The organism is Homoserinimonas sp. OAct 916, from assembly GCF_003260275.1.
In the GTDB taxonomy this organism is placed as follows: domain Bacteria; phylum Actinomycetota; class Actinomycetes; order Actinomycetales; family Microbacteriaceae; genus OACT-916.
Genome location: NZ_QJHB01000007.1, coordinates 76,962 through 94,074 on the forward strand (window position 1 = coordinate 76,962; position 17,113 = coordinate 94,074).

The 17,113-nt window shown below is 63.1% G+C and carries 13 protein-coding genes; 6 read left to right on the forward strand and 7 right to left on the reverse strand.

Annotation, left to right across the window (positions count from 1 at the left end; all coding sequences use genetic code 11):
• Nucleotides 1–37 precede the first annotated feature (37 nt).
• Nucleotides 38–1,564 carry a helix-turn-helix transcriptional regulator gene (locus tag DL891_RS09510; protein ID WP_111720200.1) on the reverse strand — a complete coding sequence of 509 codons (1,527 nt, stop codon included), beginning with the start codon at nt 1,562–1,564 and terminating at the stop codon, nt 38–40.
• A gap of 202 nt (nt 1,565–1,766) precedes the next feature.
• On the opposite strand from DL891_RS09510, the gene aceA reads away from it, so the two are divergent.
• The gene (aceA, locus tag DL891_RS09515) at nt 1,767–3,083 is read left to right on the forward strand and encodes an isocitrate lyase (protein ID WP_111720201.1); all 1,317 of its coding nucleotides are present in this window, start codon (nt 1,767–1,769) and stop codon (nt 3,081–3,083) included.
• A gap of 70 nt (nt 3,084–3,153) precedes the next feature.
• Nucleotides 3,154–4,791, forward strand: coding sequence for a malate synthase A (gene aceB, locus DL891_RS09520; protein WP_111720202.1), 1,638 nt, complete (start codon nt 3,154–3,156; stop codon nt 4,789–4,791).
• 222 nt (nt 4,792–5,013) lie between these two features.
• Here aceB and DL891_RS09525 read toward each other — a convergent pair whose 3' ends face one another.
• From DL891_RS09525 to DL891_RS09550, 6 genes are all read right to left on the reverse strand, one after another.
• Complete coding sequence (locus DL891_RS09525) at nt 5,014–6,336, reverse strand: PLP-dependent aminotransferase family protein (RefSeq protein ID WP_111720203.1); 1,323 nt, start codon at nt 6,334–6,336, stop codon at nt 5,014–5,016.
• A gap of 100 nt (nt 6,337–6,436) precedes the next feature.
• Nucleotides 6,437–7,417 (reverse strand): electron transfer flavoprotein subunit alpha/FixB family protein, encoded by a 981-nt coding sequence (locus DL891_RS09530; protein WP_111720204.1) that lies wholly within the window; start codon nt 7,415–7,417, stop codon nt 6,437–6,439.
• Nucleotides 7,418–7,429: 12 nt separating this feature from the next.
• Nucleotides 7,430–8,206: an electron transfer flavoprotein subunit beta/FixA family protein gene (locus tag DL891_RS09535; RefSeq protein ID WP_111720205.1), complete on the reverse strand. Its 777-nt coding sequence runs from the start codon at nt 8,204–8,206 to the stop codon at nt 7,430–7,432.
• A gap of 66 nt (nt 8,207–8,272) precedes the next feature.
• Nucleotides 8,273–9,907: a thiamine pyrophosphate-binding protein gene (locus tag DL891_RS09540; RefSeq protein ID WP_198668836.1), complete on the reverse strand. Its 1,635-nt coding sequence runs from the start codon at nt 9,905–9,907 to the stop codon at nt 8,273–8,275.
• A gap of 123 nt (nt 9,908–10,030) precedes the next feature.
• On the reverse strand, nt 10,031–11,542 hold the full coding sequence (locus DL891_RS09545; protein WP_111720207.1) for an NAD(P)/FAD-dependent oxidoreductase: 1,512 nt from the start codon (nt 11,540–11,542) through the stop codon (nt 10,031–10,033).
• 21 nt (nt 11,543–11,563) lie between these two features.
• A complete protein-coding gene (locus tag DL891_RS09550) occupies nt 11,564–12,412 on the reverse strand; it encodes an alpha/beta fold hydrolase (protein WP_157962461.1) in 849 nt (282 codons plus the stop codon).
• A gap of 279 nt (nt 12,413–12,691) precedes the next feature.
• On the opposite strand from DL891_RS09550, the gene DL891_RS09555 reads away from it, so the two are divergent.
• From DL891_RS09555 to tcuA, 4 genes are all read left to right on the forward strand, one after another.
• Complete coding sequence (locus tag DL891_RS09555) at nt 12,692–13,867, forward strand: FAD-dependent oxidoreductase (protein WP_198668837.1); 1,176 nt, start codon at nt 12,692–12,694, stop codon at nt 13,865–13,867.
• Nucleotides 13,864–14,592, forward strand: a complete 729-nt coding sequence (locus DL891_RS09560) for an enoyl-CoA hydratase/isomerase family protein (protein ID WP_111720210.1) — start codon at nt 13,864–13,866, stop codon at nt 14,590–14,592. Before DL891_RS09555 ends, DL891_RS09560 begins: the two co-directional genes overlap by 4 nt.
• 80 nt (nt 14,593–14,672) lie before the next feature.
• Nucleotides 14,673–15,449, forward strand: coding sequence for an SDR family NAD(P)-dependent oxidoreductase (locus tag DL891_RS09565; RefSeq protein WP_157962462.1), 777 nt, complete (start codon nt 14,673–14,675; stop codon nt 15,447–15,449).
• A gap of 84 nt (nt 15,450–15,533) precedes the next feature.
• Nucleotides 15,534–17,057, forward strand: a complete 1,524-nt coding sequence (gene tcuA, locus DL891_RS09570; protein WP_111720212.1) for an FAD-dependent tricarballylate dehydrogenase TcuA — start codon at nt 15,534–15,536, stop codon at nt 17,055–17,057.
• The last annotated feature ends 56 nt before the right edge of the window (nt 17,058–17,113 follow it).

Genomic DNA, 17,113 nt, shown 5'->3' on the forward strand with positions numbered 1-17,113 from the left:
ATCTTAAGGCGCGGATGCCGGCTGCAGCGTGGGGGCGTCACTCGACCGGTGCGTGCGACTCGAGAAACTCGTACACCTCCGTGCTGTCGATGCCGGTGAAAGTCCCCGCAGGCATAGCGGCCAACAGAGACGACTCCAGGCGGGGACTCGGGAACGACTGGTCGGCCCAGCGCTCCGACAGCCCCGCCGGCGGCTGACGACAGCATCCGAGCTCGGGGCACGTCGACGCCCGACGGTTCGCGGTGTCGCGGCCGCGGAACCACTTCACGTGTGCGAACGGGGTGCCCACACTCACCGAGAACTCTCCCTGTCCTGTCGACTGGATGCTCGAGGTGCACCAATATGTGCCGTTCGGCTTGTCCGTGTACTGGTGGTACGGGCTGAACCGGTCGGCGATGTCGAATACCTGACGCGCACTCCACTGCCGGCACACCACCTGGCCCTCCACCGCCCCCAACACGTCTTCCGGAAACTTCGCGTCGTCGTTCTCGTATGCCTTCGATATCGCACCCGACGAGTGCGCCTTGATGAAGTGCACCGGAATGCCGAGATGCTCGGTGGCCAGGTTGGTGAACCGGTGGGCCGCCGTCTCGTACGTCACCGCGAAGTTGTCTCTGAGGTCTTCGACCGAGAGTTCCCGTTTGGCGCGCGCTTCGCCGAGGAATCGCACCGCATCCGCCTCGGGCACCAACAGCGCAGCGGCCAGATAGTTTGTCTCCACCCGTTGCAGGAGGAACTCGCCGTAGCCGGTGGGCTCGGTCGCACCGAGCACGTGTCCGGCGAGCGCCCGCAGCAGGGATCCGCGGGGGTCGCTGCCCTGGTGACTCACCGGCAGGTAGATGCGCTTGTTCGCCAGGTCACTGATCGACCGGGTGGAGCCGGGCAGGTCGTTCACATAGTGCAGCGAGTAGCCGAGGTATGCGGCGAGGTCGGATGCCACCCGTTGCGACAGCGGGCCACCCGTGTGCCCGACCGCCGCCAAAAGCTTTCGGGCCTGCTCCTCCAGTTCGGGAAAATAGTTGTTCTGCCGGCGCATCTGCTGCCGCAGCCGGGTATTGGCCCGACGAGCCTCCTCCGGCGTGGCCGCACGTTCCCGGTGCAACCGCTCCAGTTCGGCGTGCAGGCCGAGGATCGTCTCGATCGCCTGGTCGCTGAGCCCCTTGCGCACAGGCAGGGCGGGCAGCCCCAGTGAGGTGAACAGCGGGCCACCCTGGGCACGCTCCAATGCGATCTCCAGCGCAGCCCGCCGGCTGGGTGCCTCGGTGCTGAGCAACTGGTCGAGGGGAACCCCCAGGGCTCGGGCCACCGCTTGCAGGTCGCTCAGCCGCGGTTCACGCTTTCCGTTCTCCATCACGCTCACCTGCGACGCGGCCCGCCCGATCGCCACGCCCAGATCGTCGAGGGTCATCGCGCGATCGCGACGCAATTGTCGGATGCGCTTGCCGATCGTCAGGGCATCGAGGATGCCTTCGTCGGGATCATCCGTCGCGGTGCTGAAGTGCGCGGTGTTGAGACCCGCGGTGTCGAATGTCGCCGTGTTGAAAGTCGCCTTGTTGAAAGTCATCTGCCTACCTTGCCATGGAATGTTCTTGCGCGAAATAGAAGAACTGCGATTCTTCTATCCGCTTTGCGGGCCACGAAGCATGGTTCTTGCCCCAGAGTTGAACAAACGCCGCCGCATTCATCCGAATCGGCAGCGCAGTACCTCTCGAAGATGTACGACCAGACCGCCGAACCAGAACGATTCTTTAGGAGACGAAGACATCATGAGCATCCGCCCCGGAGACCAGACACAGACCGCCCAGGAACTCGAGCGCACCTGGAAGACCGACGCCCGCTGGAACGGCGTCGTGCGCGACTACTCGGCCGAAGACGTCGTGGCGTTGCGGGGCCGGGTACGCGAAGACCGCACCCTGGCCCGCCGCGGCTCGGAGAAACTGTGGGAGCTCATCCAGAACGAGGGCGACGAGTGGGTCTCTGCCCTGGGGGCCCTCACCGGCAATCAGGCGGTGCAGCAGGTCCGGGCCGGGCTGAAGGCCATCTACCTCTCTGGTTGGCAGGTCGCCGCCGACGCCAACCTGTCTGGCCAGACCTACCCCGACCAGAGTCTGTACCCGGCCAACTCGGTGCCCGCCGTGGTGCGGCGAATCAACAATGCCCTTCTTCGCGCCGACCAGATCGAGTCGTCGGAGAACGGGGGCCCCGCGGGAGGCATGGAGGCCGAGCGTGACTGGCTGGTTCCGATCGTCGCCGATGCCGAGGCCGGCTTCGGCGGTGCCCTGAACGCCTACGAGCTCATGCACTCGATGATCGAGGCGGGGGCTGCCGGTGTGCACTGGGAGGATCAGCTCGCGAGCGAGAAGAAGTGCGGCCACATGGGCGGCAAGGTGCTGGTTCCCACCGGGCAGCACATCCGCACCCTGAACGCGGCCCGCCTGGCCGCCGACGTGGCCGGGGCTCCATCGATCATCATCGCCCGCACGGATGCCCTCGCCGCCACCCTGGTCACCAGCGACATCGACGAGCGCGACAAGCCGTTCATCACCGGCGAGCGCACCGCAGAAGGCTTCTACAACACCACACCCGGCATCGAGACCGTGCTCGCACGCGGCCACGCCTATGCGCCGTACGCCGACCTGCTCTGGGTCGAGAGTGCGACGCCCGACCTGGAACTGGCGCGGACCTTCGCCGAGTCGATCCACAAGGAGTTCCCGAACAAGAAGCTGGCGTACAACTGCTCACCGTCGTTCAACTGGAAGAGCCACCTCGACGACGACCAGATCGCGAGCTTCCAGCGGGAGTTGGCCGCGATGGGGTACGCGTTCCAGTTCATCACCCTGGCGGGATTCCACGCACTCAACCACTCGATGTTCACACTCGCCCAGGACTACGCCGGGCGCCAGATGAGCGCCTACGTCGAACTGCAGGAGGCCGAGTTCGCTTCCGAGGCCGACGGCTACACCGCCACCAGGCACCAACGCGAGGTGGGTACGGGGTACTTCGATCGCATCGCCACCGCCCTGAACCCCGGCAGCCAGACGTTGGCGCTGGTCGGATCGACTGAAACCGAACAGTTCCACTGATCCGCGCGCCCCGCCACCGGCATCGCCACATTCACGATCCATCCACGATCCATCCACGAAAGACACGACCATGACCATCACTCAGACCCCCACCACCATCCAGGTCCACGGACCGATGTCGGAGCGCTACGACGAGATCTTGAGTTCCGATGCCCTGCGGTTCATCGCCGACCTGCACGACAACTTCGCGGGGCAGCGCCACGAACGCCTGGCGGCCCGCATGGAGGTGCGCTACCGACTCGGCAACGGGCGCAACCTCGGCTTCTTACCCGAGACGCGGGCGATCCGTGAGGACACGAGTTGGCGCGTTGCCGGAGCAGGCCCCGGCCTGGAAGACCGCCGGGTCGAGATCACCGGACCAACCGACCCCAAGATGACCGTCAACGCACTGAACTCCGGCGCGAATGTCTGGCTGGCCGACCAGGAGGATGCCACCAGCCCGACCTGGGCGAACGTGATCGGGGGCCAGCTGTCACTGTTCGACGCGATTCGCGGCCAGGTCGACTTCACCAGCGATGAGGGCAAGCTCTACCGGGTGACCGGCGACACCCCGACCATCGTGATGCGACCGCGCGGATGGCACCTGGTGGAGAAGCACCTGCAGCACGTGGATCGGGCGGGGCGCGCGATGCCCACCTCCGGCTCGCTGGTCGACTTCGGCCTGTATTTCTTCCACAACGCCGCCGCACTGATCGCGGCCGGACGCGGGCCGTACTTCTACCTGCCGAAGCTGGAGAACCATCTGGAGGCCCGACTGTGGGATCAGGTGTTCAGCTACTCTGAAGAACGCCTCGGCCTGCCGCACGGCACGATCCGGGCAACCGTCTTGATCGAGACGATCCCGGCCGCGTTCGAGATGACCGAGATCCTGTACGAGTTGCGGGATCACTGCGCCGGACTGAACGCGGGGCGCTGGGACTACATCTTTTCGATCATCAAGAACTTCCGCGGCCGCGGCGCCCGGTTCGTGATGCCCGACCGCGATCAGATCACGATGACGGTGCCGTTCATGCGCGCATACACCGAGCTGTTGGTCTCCACCTGCCACCAGCGCGGCGCGTACGCGATCGGCGGCATGAGTGCATTCATCCCGAATCGGCGCGACCCCGAGGTGACCGCGCAGGCGTTGGAGAAGGTGGCGGCCGACAAGCGTCGAGAGGCCGCCGACGGCTTTGACGGCACCTGGGTGGCCCACCCAGACCTGATCGATACCGCCCGCACCCAATTCGACGCGGTTCTCGGCGATCGGCTCAACCAGCTCGATCGGCTGCGTGAAGACGTGCACGTGACCGCCGACGACCTCCTCGACATCCCATCAGCGCAGGGAACGGTGTCAGACGCCGGGGTGCGCGACAACGTGAGCATCGCGGTGCACTACATTGAGTCGTGGCTGCGCGGGGTGGGGGCCGCCGCCATCGACAACCTCATGGAGGATGCTGCGACCGCCGAGATCAGCCGGTCCCAGATCTGGCAGTGGATCCACCAGAATGTGCGCACCACCGACGGTGAGCAGATCACCACAGCGCGCGTCGAGCAGATGCTGGCCGAACTGCTGCAGTCGGTTCCGCGCACGGCCGACGATCGGTTCGATGATGCAGCGGAGGTGTTCCGCACCGTCGCACTGCAGGAGGAATTCCCCACCTTCCTCACGCTGTGCGCCTATTCGCGCTTCCTGGTGGAAGGACCGGTGGCGCAACTGGCCGCCTGAGCGCCCATCCGCTCGTGGTTCCACGCTGGCTCGGCCGGCGTGGAACCACGAGCACCCAGCGAGATCGCCACCGTCCATTTTCTGACACGCGGATCCAGGCTGAGTTCAGCGATCCACCGGGCATCATCGACGAACACGTTGCGCAGACTGTCCAGGCCCTGGTGCACCCCCGCGGTGTGCGCTCACGACCGAAGAGACCGCGCTGGTGGCATTGCCGGATGGCTATGGTGTCAGCACCCTCGCGAGTCGGCGCACACCCTCGCGGATCTCGTCCGGGGTGGAGAAGGAGAAGGACAATCGAATATGCGCTTGTCCGCCGCCGTCGGCGTAGAACGCGGAGCCGGGAATATAAGTGACAAGCTCAGTCACCGCCCGTGGCAACAAGGCCTTTGCGTCCATCCCCTCGGGCAGAGTGAGCCATACGAAGAATCCACCTTCGGGGTTCGTCCAGGTCAACTCGGGCACATAGTCGTTCAGGGCTCCGATCATCGCAATCTTGCGCTCCCGGTAGACCTCGCGGGATGCGTGAATCTGACCTTTCCAATTGGCGTTCGCCAAGTATTCCGAGATGATCATCTGACTGAACGAGCTGGGGCAGAGCACAGAGGACTCGTTCGCGAGCACCAGCTTCTCTCTGATCTCCTTGGGTGCAAGAGCCCACCCCACTCGAAATCCAGGGGTCAGCGTCTTGGAGAAGGTGCCCAGATAAATCACGCCGTCAGAATCCAGCGAATACAGCGCATCCGGAGCCGGCTCATCGAAGTACAACAACCCATACGGGTTGTCTTCGAGGATCAGAACGCCGTTGGCCTGGCAGATCTCCAAAATCTCGGATCGACGTGAACCGGACAGCGTCACACCAGTCGGGTTCTGGAAGTTCGGAATGGTGTACACGAATTTGATTCGACGACCGGAGGCAGTGACCTCAGCGATCGTCTTGCGCAGATCGTCGGGGTTCATGCCCTCATCATCGATGCTGACGTGCACAATATCCGCGCGGTGAGAGCGGAAGACTCCGATAGAACCCATGTAGCTCGGGGCCTCGACCAGGACGACATCGCCCGGGTCGATCAATATCCCGGCAACCAGATCAAGGGCATGTTGCGAGCCGGTCGTCACCACAATGTCGTCGGCGGTGGCCTCGATGCCTTCCAGCGCCATTACCTCGAGAATCTGCTCACGCAGCAGCGGAACTCCCTGGCCCGGACCGTATTGTAGGGCCACGCCGCCGTGATCGCGCAGCACATTCGACACGGCGTGCATCACGAGATCCGGGGGCAGTGACGATTCGAAGGGCATTCCGCCCGCCAATGACACCGCTTCACTCCGTGAGACCTTGGCGAACGCCGCACGCAACTCTGACTTTCTCAATCCCGCGACACGCGTGGAGAAATGTCCGCTCCATCGACCAGTCGTGGTGAGGTCAGGGCCGCTCACGTTCAATTCAGGTTGCTCTGCAGGGCTGGCGGTTTCGGCGATAGTCGTCTTCGACGTGAGAACGCCGTTCTCCAAACTCTCATCGGTGACTGTTTTCACGTCAGACATTATTTCTCCTTATATTCGAGCCTTCAGATCCCGGCGTTTTCCGGGCGGCACAACGATCAGCATGACGAGGAGCCTCCGGGGTGGGCGGCGCGCACGGCGATCACGGGACGCGGGTGGAACGTGCTCCGATTTCAGCAACCAGCTGCGGGACTATCTCGAACGCGTCCCCCACCACGCCGAAGTCGGCGATGTCAAAGATCGGCGCGTGCTCATCGGAGTTGATCGCGACGATGGTCTTGGCCGCCTGCATCCCCGCGCGATGCTGGATCGCCCCGGAGATCCCCACGGCGATGTACAAGTCGGGCGCGACTGTGACTCCGGTTTGTCCGACCTGCGTGTTCTGCGGCGCGTAACCCGCGTCGACGGCCGCCCGCGATGCCCCGACAGCGCCATCGAGCAGATCCGCCAGGGTCTCCACCAAAGCGAAGTTCTCCTTCGACCCCAGCCCCCGGCCGCCAGAGACCACGGTGGAGGCGCTGCGAAGTTCCGGTCGATCCTGTTCAACCGTCTTTTCAGCCACCTCGCCGATGACGACATCGACATAGTTCGCTGCCGTGACCTCCACCACGTCGACGGTCGCACCCTCGGTCGCCTCGAGCGGCTCTCCGACGCCTTGACGCACCGTCACGATCGGAATGCCGTCGTGAACAGTCGACTCAACGAGGTAGGCACCGCCAAAAATGGAGTGTGCGGCCACGACGGCGCCGTCCTGCAGGCGCAGTTCGACGGCGTCGATGATCAGGTTCATGCCCACCCGCACGGCCAACCGTCCAGCCACGTCGCGCCCGTCCACCGAGTTTGCGATGAGCACGGCCGCTGGTGCAAAATTCTGAACAGCGGTCGTGAGTGCTTGCACGTGCGGCTCCACCAGCGATGCGGTCGTCTGGTCGGTTGACGCGAACACGACGTGGCCGGCGCCCGACTGAGACAGTTGCTGTGCTATCGATTCACGTCTCTCTGGCGATGCGGAGACCACACAGATCGGGTGACCGAGCGTGGCTGCGACGCCAAGGAGAGGCGCGACTGTGTTTCGGAGCTCTCCGGAGGGCGAGGTCTCAATGAATACCAAAATATTTGACATCGAAGCCCTTCCTTAGATCAGACGACCAGCGGACAGGAATTCGGCAAGCTGGGCCGCCGCTTGACCCTCATCGGTTATCTTGATGCCGGCGGTTCGCGCAGGCCGTTGGGTGGAGGTCAGGACCACAGACCTGCCACCGCTCCGGTCAGACCCAAGGTCAATATCGAGGTCATCCAGCGACAGCGCGGAAAGTGGTTTTCTCTTGGCAGACATGATTCCCCTGAAGTTGGGAAACCGCGCCTCCGGCGCCCGCTCTGTCACGGAGACGACCGCTGGCAGGGTGGTGTGGACCGTTGCGGAGGCATAGTCAGTCGACCGTTGCGCCCGCAGAGTGGTGCCGTTTATCTCGAGAGAATCGAGGGCGGTCGCGGCGGGAAGGGACAGATGCTCGGCAAGCATTGCGGGGAGCGTTCCGCCCTGACCGTCACTGGATTGGTTCCCCGTGACGATCAGATCGAACCCTTCCTTCTTCAGAGCAGCGGCAAGCACTCGCGCGGTCGTCACCAGGTCTGCCCCGACCAATTGGTCGTCGCACACGTGAACCGCCGAGTCCGCCCCCAACGACAGCGCCTTCCGAAGAGCCTCCGTCACGGATTCCGGCCCCATCGAAAGCGCCACAACCTGCGTGCTCTTGTCTTTGTCTTTGTGAGACAGCGCAATTTCGAGGGCGCGTTCGCTGATCTCATCGATCACGGATTCCTTGGCGCCTCTGACGATCACACCTGTCGCGGAGAGCTTCCGTTCCCCGTAGGTGTCTGGCACCTGCTTGATGAGAGCAACGATTTTCACGGGCTCATCCCTTCCTTCGTGTGCTTGCGGTGACTTCGTTCAGTCTCGGCGCCATCCGTGGCGACCTTACTTGGGGGCACCGGCACCCATGCTGTTCGACAAACCGTGAGGATCGACGTGGACATCAATCAGCAACGGACCGCTCCGACGTTCGACGATTTCGGCGAGACCGTCCAAGTCGTCGAGGGATCGGATGCTGACACCCTGGCCGCCCAGTGCATCTGCAAGCACTGCGAAGTCCGGCCAGGTGAACTCGGTGAGCGTCGGGTCGAGGTCGCGATTCTTGAACTGGATGTGTTCGGCACCGTAGGCGCTGTCATTGACGACAACGACGATAAGGTCACGATTGAAACGCACGGCCGTGTTGAATTCGGCAATGCCCCCCAGCATGAAGCCCCCGTCACCGGTGACCAGCACGACCGGGGCGTCCTCGGCTCCGAAAGCCATCCCGACGGCGTTGCCCATCCCCATCCCGATGGCTCCGAAGTTGTTGGTGTGGACGTACGCGTGGGGACGTGGCACACGAATGTTTCGCCACGCTTCAATCACAAAGCGCCCGAGGTCAGTGGCGAACGAACGCTCCGACGGCAGCAGCGCATTGATTCGCTGCAGCGCGGTCCGAACTGGAACAGTGCCCTCCTTGGAAGTCGCATTGGCCGCCTCGTTGGCCTCTGACGCAGCGATCTGGGCCTGCATTTCGGGGGTGCGGAAGCCGGACGGCGGAATCTCGCTCTCCTGGAGCCATTCCAGCATGGTCTCCGCAACCATCCGCGCGTCTCCGACGATGCCCGCATCGACGGGCGCGTTGTGGCCGATCGCGGCAAGGTTCGTGTCGCAGTGGACCAGGGTCTTCCCTTCGAGGAAGGAACCTTCAGCCGTGGTGAATTTGTTGAGGGCCGCACCGAACGCAATGATGCAGTCACTCTTGAGGATGATCTCGGTCGTCGCATCGCTGGCGAGCGTGCCACAGATTCCCAGATCATAGGGGTGCCCCTGGAACAGCGACTGCCCCTGAAGCGTTGTCGCCACCGGAGCGCCGATCTGATCCGCCAATCTCGTCAGGGCGTCGCCCGCGCCTGCCGCTCCCTTGCCGGCAAGAATGAGCGGACGCTTCGCGCTGGCGATGATGCCGAGCGCGACGTCGAGCGCCTCGGGGTCGGGAGTTCCGACTTGGGGGTTCTCGAATCGCAGTTCGACGCCCGTGTAGTCGATCTCCTCAAGGTTGAACTCCCGGGGCACGTTGAGAACGATCGGTCGACGCTCGGCCAGGGCCCGTCGAAACGCTTGAACCAGGTCTTCGACCGCGGTTCGCGGCGAACGCATCTGCTCGAAACCAGCACCGGTGGGCATGACCACGTCGCGCTGGGCGATGTTCTGGCTGTGGTCGCGCGCCTCGGCGGGGGTGTCCCCGGCGATCAGAACCATCGGGGTGCGTCCCCGAACGGCGTCGGTGAGAGAGGTCACGCAATTGGTCAGGGCGGGACCATGCGTCACCGTCGCGACACCAACCCTGCCAGAAATACGTGCATAGCCGTTGGCCATGAGTACAGCGTTCGCCTCATGCGCGGCCGAGACGTAGGTGCCGCCCTGTTCCTCGACGAAGCTGTCCACGAGCCACAGGTTGCCGTCTCCCATGAGCCCGAACACTGTATCGACTCCGAGGTCCTTCAAAGCGTGGGCCAAAGCCGCATGTACTTTCACTGGATTCATTCTCTCTCCCGTCGCCTGAACGGAGACGTGTCTGGTTGATGGTTGATCAGAAACTGCCGGGCAGACAGCGAAGCCTGCGCCGATCCGGGACCTGTTCGCGCTCAGGCCGAGCCGTTACCCTGTCGTGCTCTCAGCAAGGTACGGGTCAGGCACGAACGCTGCGTTCTCCCGACGGAACGAGTGTGCGAAGTCCGGCCAGAGCGAGGTCAGCCTCCCATTGCGTGGGTCGACGTACCAGGTCTGGCAGCCCTCGGACAACCAGACCGTTCCCTCGCCGCGGCTCTCGACGCCCTCGACGTAGGAGTTCTCCGCCTCGGCAGAAACCTCCAGCACCGCGTCAGGACGCTGGGCCATGAACTGGAGAGCCCCCAGGATGTGGTCGATCTGGGATTCAATGACATAGATGGCCGAGTTGTGGCCCAGGCCGGTGTTGGGCCCGCCCATGATGAACAGGTTTGGGAACCCGCTGACCGCCAGTGTCGCGTAGGCCTGCATACCGCCGCTCCAGGCATCGGCCAGACTTCGCCCCTGCCTGCCCCTGATGATGTAGGAGATGGGGAGATCGGTGGTTTCGAATCCGGTGGAGGCGATGATGACATCCAGTTCATGCACGTCACCGCTGGTCATGATGACCTGTTTGCCTTCCACCCGGTCGATTCCCGCGCACTCCAGGGTGACGTTTTCGCGGTTGAAGGTCGGATAATAATCGTCCGACCGGAGGCCGCGCTTGCAGCCGTACACAAAATTCGGCTTCAGCTTCTCCCGTATTTCCGGGTCGATCACCTGCGCCTCGCGGTGTTTGTGAGCAACCGCAGCGGCGGCTTCGAGCAGGGCTGGCAGGGCTTGTCTCTCGACCAGTCGCGCCTCGTTGTTCCAGAACATCTCGGCCCTGAGCTCCTGAAGCGATTCGGGGACCCTGCGGAACATTCTCTTCTCAGCCGCAGTGTACTGGCGGTTCGGGCGCGGCCGAACGTATGGTGCGCTGCGCTGGAAAACGGTCAGGTGAGACGCCACCTCCGCGACCTCGGGGATGATCTGAATCGAGGAAGCCCCGGTGCCGATGACACCGATGCGTTGGTTCTCGAGCGCTACGTCGTGATTCCAACCCGCCGAGTGGAAAAGATGGCCTTCGAAAGAATCAAGGCCGGGAATGTTGGGATATTTCGGGTCCGAGAGATGACCTGCTGCGGTCACCAGAACCCGACTCGTGAACGAGCCCCGCGAGGTACTGACTCGCCACAGATTCGCGACCTCGTCCCACTCGGCGCCGACAACCTCGCAGCCGAATCGGATGTGGGGCAACAGGCCCTCTTCGCGAGCCGTTTCACGCAGGTATTCGTGAATCTCTGCCTGCGGCGAATAGACGTGCGTCCAGTCGGGGTTGGGCCGAAAAGACAATGAATACAGGTGTGAGGAAACATCACACGCTGCACCCGGATAGTCGTTGTCTCGCCAAGTCCCGCCGACATCGTCAGCACGCTCCAGCAGCAGGAACGATCGCTCGCCCGCTCGGGCAAGTTTCGTGCCCAGACCCAGGCCCGAAAAACCAGTGCCGACGATGATGATTGCGACATCCGTCGTCGATCCGATGGCACCATCGTCGGTGGCTTGAAATTCGTCGCTCATGTTTCTCCGAGTATCAGGTTGTCAAATTATCAGGTGCGGCAGTCTCGTCCCGGGGGCAGTCTCGTCCGGCGCCTGCGTGAATGAATCGATCAGTTGAAAAATCTCTGCGGGCCGCTCCGACATGACGGCATGACCTGCCTTCACCTCAGCGAAGCGGGCATCGTGGATCGCCCCGAACAGCAAACGACTTTGCCGAATCGGTGCAATCTGATCGTCAGTGCAGCCGACAACCAAGGTCGGCGCCTCCACCTTTTCTGCCTCGCCGGTGAGGTCGATGCTGCTGTTCAGGAGCATCTGTCGGGCACGGTCTGGGCCCGGCCGGGATGCGTCGGCCATCGCTTGGACCTCTGCCCACGGCTTCCCCGCAAGGTATGCAGTCCCGAATGCCATGAGAACCTGGAAGGAGCCCAAAGCCTCTGAACCCGACTCCTGCAGAGTCCGGTACAGCTCGTTGCGAAGCCTCTGTTGTGGGTCGGTCGCGATCCATCCGGCGATGGCGACCAGACTTGCAACTCGATCACGGTTGCGCGCGGCATAGGCAGTCGCGATCACGGCACCGAGGGAGTAGCCGACCACGTCGACCTGGCCGCCCGGCGAGCTGTACTCCGTGACGCCGGCCAACTTGTTCACCAAGTGATCGAGGGTGAGCGGGTCTTCGCGACCCTCCTCGCCATAGTCGAAAGCGATCACCCGCCTGCGAGCAGCGAGCATGGGGAAGAGTAGACCAAAGTGTTTCTCCGCCGTCCCCCCACTGCCGTGCACCAACACAAGCGGCCTCCGGGCCTGTGCGTCGTGGCCCGAGTCGTAGACAGGAACGTTCACCCCGTCGACGCTCACGAAAGCCTCAACCACACCTGGATAAATACTCAAGTCACTCCTCATAGTGGTGGGCGAGCGCGGTGCTCCGACGATCAAACTCTGTCCTCAGGGTCATCGCCGGGGCGCCCTCAAGCCTAGGAGAATCGCGGGAAATGGGAAAAGCAAAAAACCCTATGCGGTTCATAGCTTCGAGCTATGAGTGCGTTCCGGCTACGCCCGCCCCTGCCATAGTCGACGACTATTCCGGGCATAGAAGACTTTGCTTTCCGGTTGGTCAGGAACCACTTTAGTGTGAGTTTCAAGTCTTTCGAAAAAATGAGGAGTATCCGCATGAACGACGTACGACGCGTCTTGGTCATTGGGGGAGGTGTAGGCGGCCTTGCGGCCGCGACTGCCCTGGCGCAACGCGGAGCTGACGTTCTGCTCATCGAGAAGCAGGCGACGTTCGACCTGCCCGGGGTGGGCCTCGGCCAGCCCGCGAACGCGTTGCGCGTGTACCGGAACCTGGATGTCCTTGACGAAGTGCTCGACGGCGGTTTCATCTACAACACCATGGACTACTTTGACAAGGACAGAAATCTTGTCGTTCAACACAAGTTTCTCCTCGGGGACGATTCGACCCCCGCGGTCTGCGCTCTGACCCGAGTTCGTCTGCACCAGATCCTCCGGGACGCGGCCGTCAGTGCAGGAGCAGAGATTCGGCTCAACACCACGGCAACGGAAATGAATGACTCGCCTGACGGAGTACACGTGGTGTTCTCCGATGGCGGTTCCGACACGTTCGATGTCGTCGTCGGTTTCGACGGCATCCGATCCTCCACCCGGTCCCACATCTTTGGAGAGGCGTTCGTCCCGAGGCCGACCGGCTACGGCGCATGGCGCGTCCAGCACCCGCGGCCCGATTATGTGAAGTCGATGGAATTCTTGCAGGGCATCGGCAGCAAAACTGGCGCGATGCCCCTGGACGACGATCTGTTGTACCTCTTCCACATCAGGCCAGAAGATCCCGATGTCTGGATCGAACACGACACCTTGGTCGACAATCTCAGGCAGAGGCTCGAGGGCTACGGAAGCTATGTCGCTGAGGCACGCGATGGGCTCACCGCTCAGTCAAACGTTGTCTTCAGCCCGCTTGAAGTACTGCTGATCCCTGGCCCGTGGCACTCCGGGAGAATCGTGCTCGGCGGCGACGCCGCTCACGTCGTTCCCCCGCACCTGACCCAGGGCGCCGGACTGGCGGTCGAGGATGCCGTGGTGCTCGCCCAAGAACTCCGCGGGGAGGGCACTGTCGAGGAGAAGCTCAACAGGTATGCGGAACGCCGGTACGCCCGCGCCGCATTCGTGCTCACCTTCGCACGCCAAATGCTCGACGACGAGCAGTCGGCCCGCAGCCCGCAGGCGTACGAGCGCGTTCTTCGCGACACTGCACTCTACGGCTCACAGCGAATCGCCGTGAGCGACCGAATCCTGAACACGCCCGTGATCCACGAAAGGGCCCTGGTATGAGCCTCACCGTAGTTCGTGAGGGTGCCATCGTGCACATCACGCTGAACCGTCCGGAGCAGGGCAATCGGCTCAACCGGGAGATGTTGCTCGAGCTCAAGCAATCCCTCCAGGATGCACAGGGCGCGGACGAACCGGCTGCGGTAGTCACTCTCACCGCAGCCGGTGACGACTTCTCGCTGGGAAGAGAGCGAGTGCCTGGCACCCCGCAGAACCCGAAGGCCGTCACTGCTGAATTCGAGCTGATCCAGTCTCTCAATCAGGCGCTCACCGACTGTTCAGCGGTGACGATCGCCGGCATCCGAGGGCGCGCCGAGGGGGCAGGGCTCTCGCTCGCGGCCCGGTGCGACATCGTCGTCACAGCCGACGACGCTTCACTGTCGTTCCCGGAAATTCCCCATGGGATCCCGCCAACCATAGTGCTGAGCCATTACAAGTATGTGTTGCCTCGGAACATCCTTGGTGACCTCATTTTTACGGGTCGTGTGCTCAACGGGCCGGAAGCTGTCGTGCACGGTCTGGCCGCTCGAAGTGTTTCCGCGGACACAGTCGAACAGACGGTCCAATCCCTGGCACAGCAGATCTCCGGCTATGACCACGCCTCCATCCACATGGTGAAGAACTTCTTGAGCCGGTCAGCGACACTGTCTCCAGCCGAAGCTCCCAATCTGGGCATCGCCATGTACGCCGTGGAGATGGCAGATCGGGCTTTCCCCCAGCCCGGCTAGGTTCAGCTCAGGGAAACCAGTCAACATTCCGCTCTCGCAGAACCGCGGGGCTGAGCAGGACCAGAGCAAAGGAAACACTCGTGCAGAACTTTCAGGGCAAGGTAATCCTCATCACCGGCGCCGCCGGCGGCATCGGCGCCACGACGGCGAAGCTATTCGCCGAACGAGGCGGCAAGGTCGTCCTGGCCGACCGCGACGAAGCCGGCGCTCAAAGGCTTGCGCACGAGATCGGCAAGAATGCCCTGCCCGTCGCCGTTGACGTCACGGATGCCGCATCTGTCGAGGCCATGGTTCGCGCCGCTGAGGAGGAGTTCGGCGGCCTTGACGTGCTGGTGAACAATGCCGGGATCTCGAACCCCAAGGCAAAGATCGAAGAGACCCTCGAGGCCAATTTCGATCGGGTCTTTGACATCAATATCAAGGGAATCTACCTGTGCACTCGCTACGCAGTCCCGGCCCTGCGGCGGCGAGGCGGGGGCGTCATTCTGAATTCGGCGTCTGTCGCTGCCTTGGTCCCGAGGAAGCACTCAGCAATCTATGCCGCCTCCAAGGGTGCGGTCGTGACGTTCACTCGGGCGCTCTCGCTCGAGCTCGCGCCCACGATTCGAGTCAATTGCGTCTGCCCAGGAACCATTGACACGGACTTCATGGCCACAGTCTTTCCTGACGGCGACGACCTCGCGTCGTTCCGCGACCGGCTCCACTCGAGCCCCGGCCACGGCGTTCCGATGGAACGCCTGATCCAGACCTCGGACGTTGCAGAGGCATTCGCCTTCCTGGCCTCCGATGCAGCGAGTTCAATCTCAGGGATCGCCCTACCCATCGACGGCGCGCGCAGCGCAGGTGACGCCTCGTAGGCGTTTTCCCGACGTCCGGATAATTTCCAGCCGACACACCAACACCGGCAACCATCACAAGCGAATTGCGGAGCTACTGAAAAGATGAATACACAAGGCCCCAACCGGGTAGTAATTGTGGGCGCGGGAAATGCGGCACTGTCGGCGGCATTGAGCGCTCATGAGAACGGCGCCGAAGTCCTCATTCTTGAGGCTGCCCCAATCGAGTTGCGAGGCGGCAACAGTCGATTCTCCAACGGTTCTTTTCGCTTCGCACACGGAGGGCTTTACCCGGATGCGCCGGATGACGTGGGCCGGCTGCTCACTCCCGAGTCACTGGTTGATTCCGAACGGGTCGCGATCAGCCCATATTCAGCGGACGAATTCGAGCACGACGTTCTGAGCACCAGCCAGTATCGGTCCAACCGCGAGGAGCTCGGCTCCCTGGTCGACCACTCGTACGACGCCATGGAATGGCTGAAGGGGTATGGCGTGGAGTGGGAGCTGAACCTCGGCTTCAGCAATTTCAGCAGTGCCACGGTCACGGATCCCCTCGTCATGGAGCCGGGCGCCTGTGTCGCCAGCAAAGGCAGCGGTGAAGGGCTCATGGCCGCAGAGTTCGCGGCCGTCGAGCGGCTGGGCATCGAAGTCTGGTACAACGCAGTGTTCCAGGACTTCCTGATCGACGAGGGCGCGGTCAGAGGTGTCACAGTGCTGCTCGACGGCATCCTCACCGAGGTCTCCGGTGTCGTGATTCTGGCGTGCGGCGGCTTCGAATCAAACCCGGAGATGCGACGCAAGTATCTCGGCGAAGGCTGGGATCTCGTGGCCGTTCGCGGTACGCCGTTCAACACGGGAGCCGGTCTGGTCAAGGCGTTGGACGCGGGCGCCCTCGCCGGCGGACACTGGGGGGGCAGTCATGCGGTCCCCACCGATGCCGACATCCCCCTCATCGGTGATCTTGAGAAATCTCGCAGCAGTGAACGGTACGCCTACCACAACGGCATACTGGTCAATTCGGCGGGCCACCGTTTCATCGATGAGGGTGAAGACAGCTTCCTCATGACCTACACCAAGGTCGGGGCCGCTATCTGCGGACAACCGGGCAGCTTCGCCTATCAGATCTTCGACGCCGAACAGCGTCGCAACCTGCACCACCACTACGACTCGCACGGCACCCCGATCGAAGCCGACGACATCGGCTCTCTCGCGCGCAAGCTGGGCATCCCCGAGGCGGCACTCGAGAAGACTGTCTCGGAGTTCAACGCAGCGTGTGCGAACGGGACGGACCGGCTGAATGGTGCTGGCCAGGCGACCACCGGTCTCTACCCGGCCAAGTCGAACTGGGCGTGGCCGTTGCAGGCCGGACCGTTCGTGGCCTACAAGGTCACCGGCGGGATCACCTTCACCTATGGGGGTCTCGTGACCGACACCCGGATGAATGTTCTGCAATTGGGCGGCCGGCCCATGCCGAACCTCTTTGCCGTGGGCGAAATCGTGGGCGGACTGTTCTACCATGATTATCCAGCCGCGGCTGGGCTGACCCGAGGCACCGTATGCGGTCGCATCGCGGGCAAGGCGGCGGCCTTGATCGCCCAGGAGGTTCCGGAAATGAGTTTGACCGTCTAGCAACGGTCGTGCTGGCTGGACGAGTATTGACTTCCGGCATTGCACAACGAATACCC

Coding starts and splice junctions, on each gene's coding strand:
- DL891_RS09510 (WP_111720200.1), bottom strand. CDS start 1,564: ATGACTTTCAACAAGGCGACTTTCAACACGGCGACATTCGACACCGCG.
- aceA (WP_111720201.1), top strand. CDS start 1,767: ATGAGCATCCGCCCCGGAGACCAGACACAGACCGCCCAGGAACTCGAG.
- aceB (WP_111720202.1), top strand. CDS start 3,154: ATGACCATCACTCAGACCCCCACCACCATCCAGGTCCACGGACCGATG.
- DL891_RS09525 (WP_111720203.1), bottom strand. CDS start 6,336: ATGTCTGACGTGAAAACAGTCACCGATGAGAGTTTGGAGAACGGCGTT.
- DL891_RS09530 (WP_111720204.1), bottom strand. CDS start 7,417: ATGTCAAATATTTTGGTATTCATTGAGACCTCGCCCTCCGGAGAGCTC.
- DL891_RS09545 (WP_111720207.1), bottom strand. CDS start 11,542: ATGAGCGACGAATTTCAAGCCACCGACGATGGTGCCATCGGATCGACG.
- DL891_RS09555 (WP_198668837.1), top strand. CDS start 12,692: ATGAACGACGTACGACGCGTCTTGGTCATTGGGGGAGGTGTAGGCGGC.
- DL891_RS09560 (WP_111720210.1), top strand. CDS start 13,864: ATGAGCCTCACCGTAGTTCGTGAGGGTGCCATCGTGCACATCACGCTG.
- tcuA (WP_111720212.1), top strand. CDS start 15,534: ATGAATACACAAGGCCCCAACCGGGTAGTAATTGTGGGCGCGGGAAAT.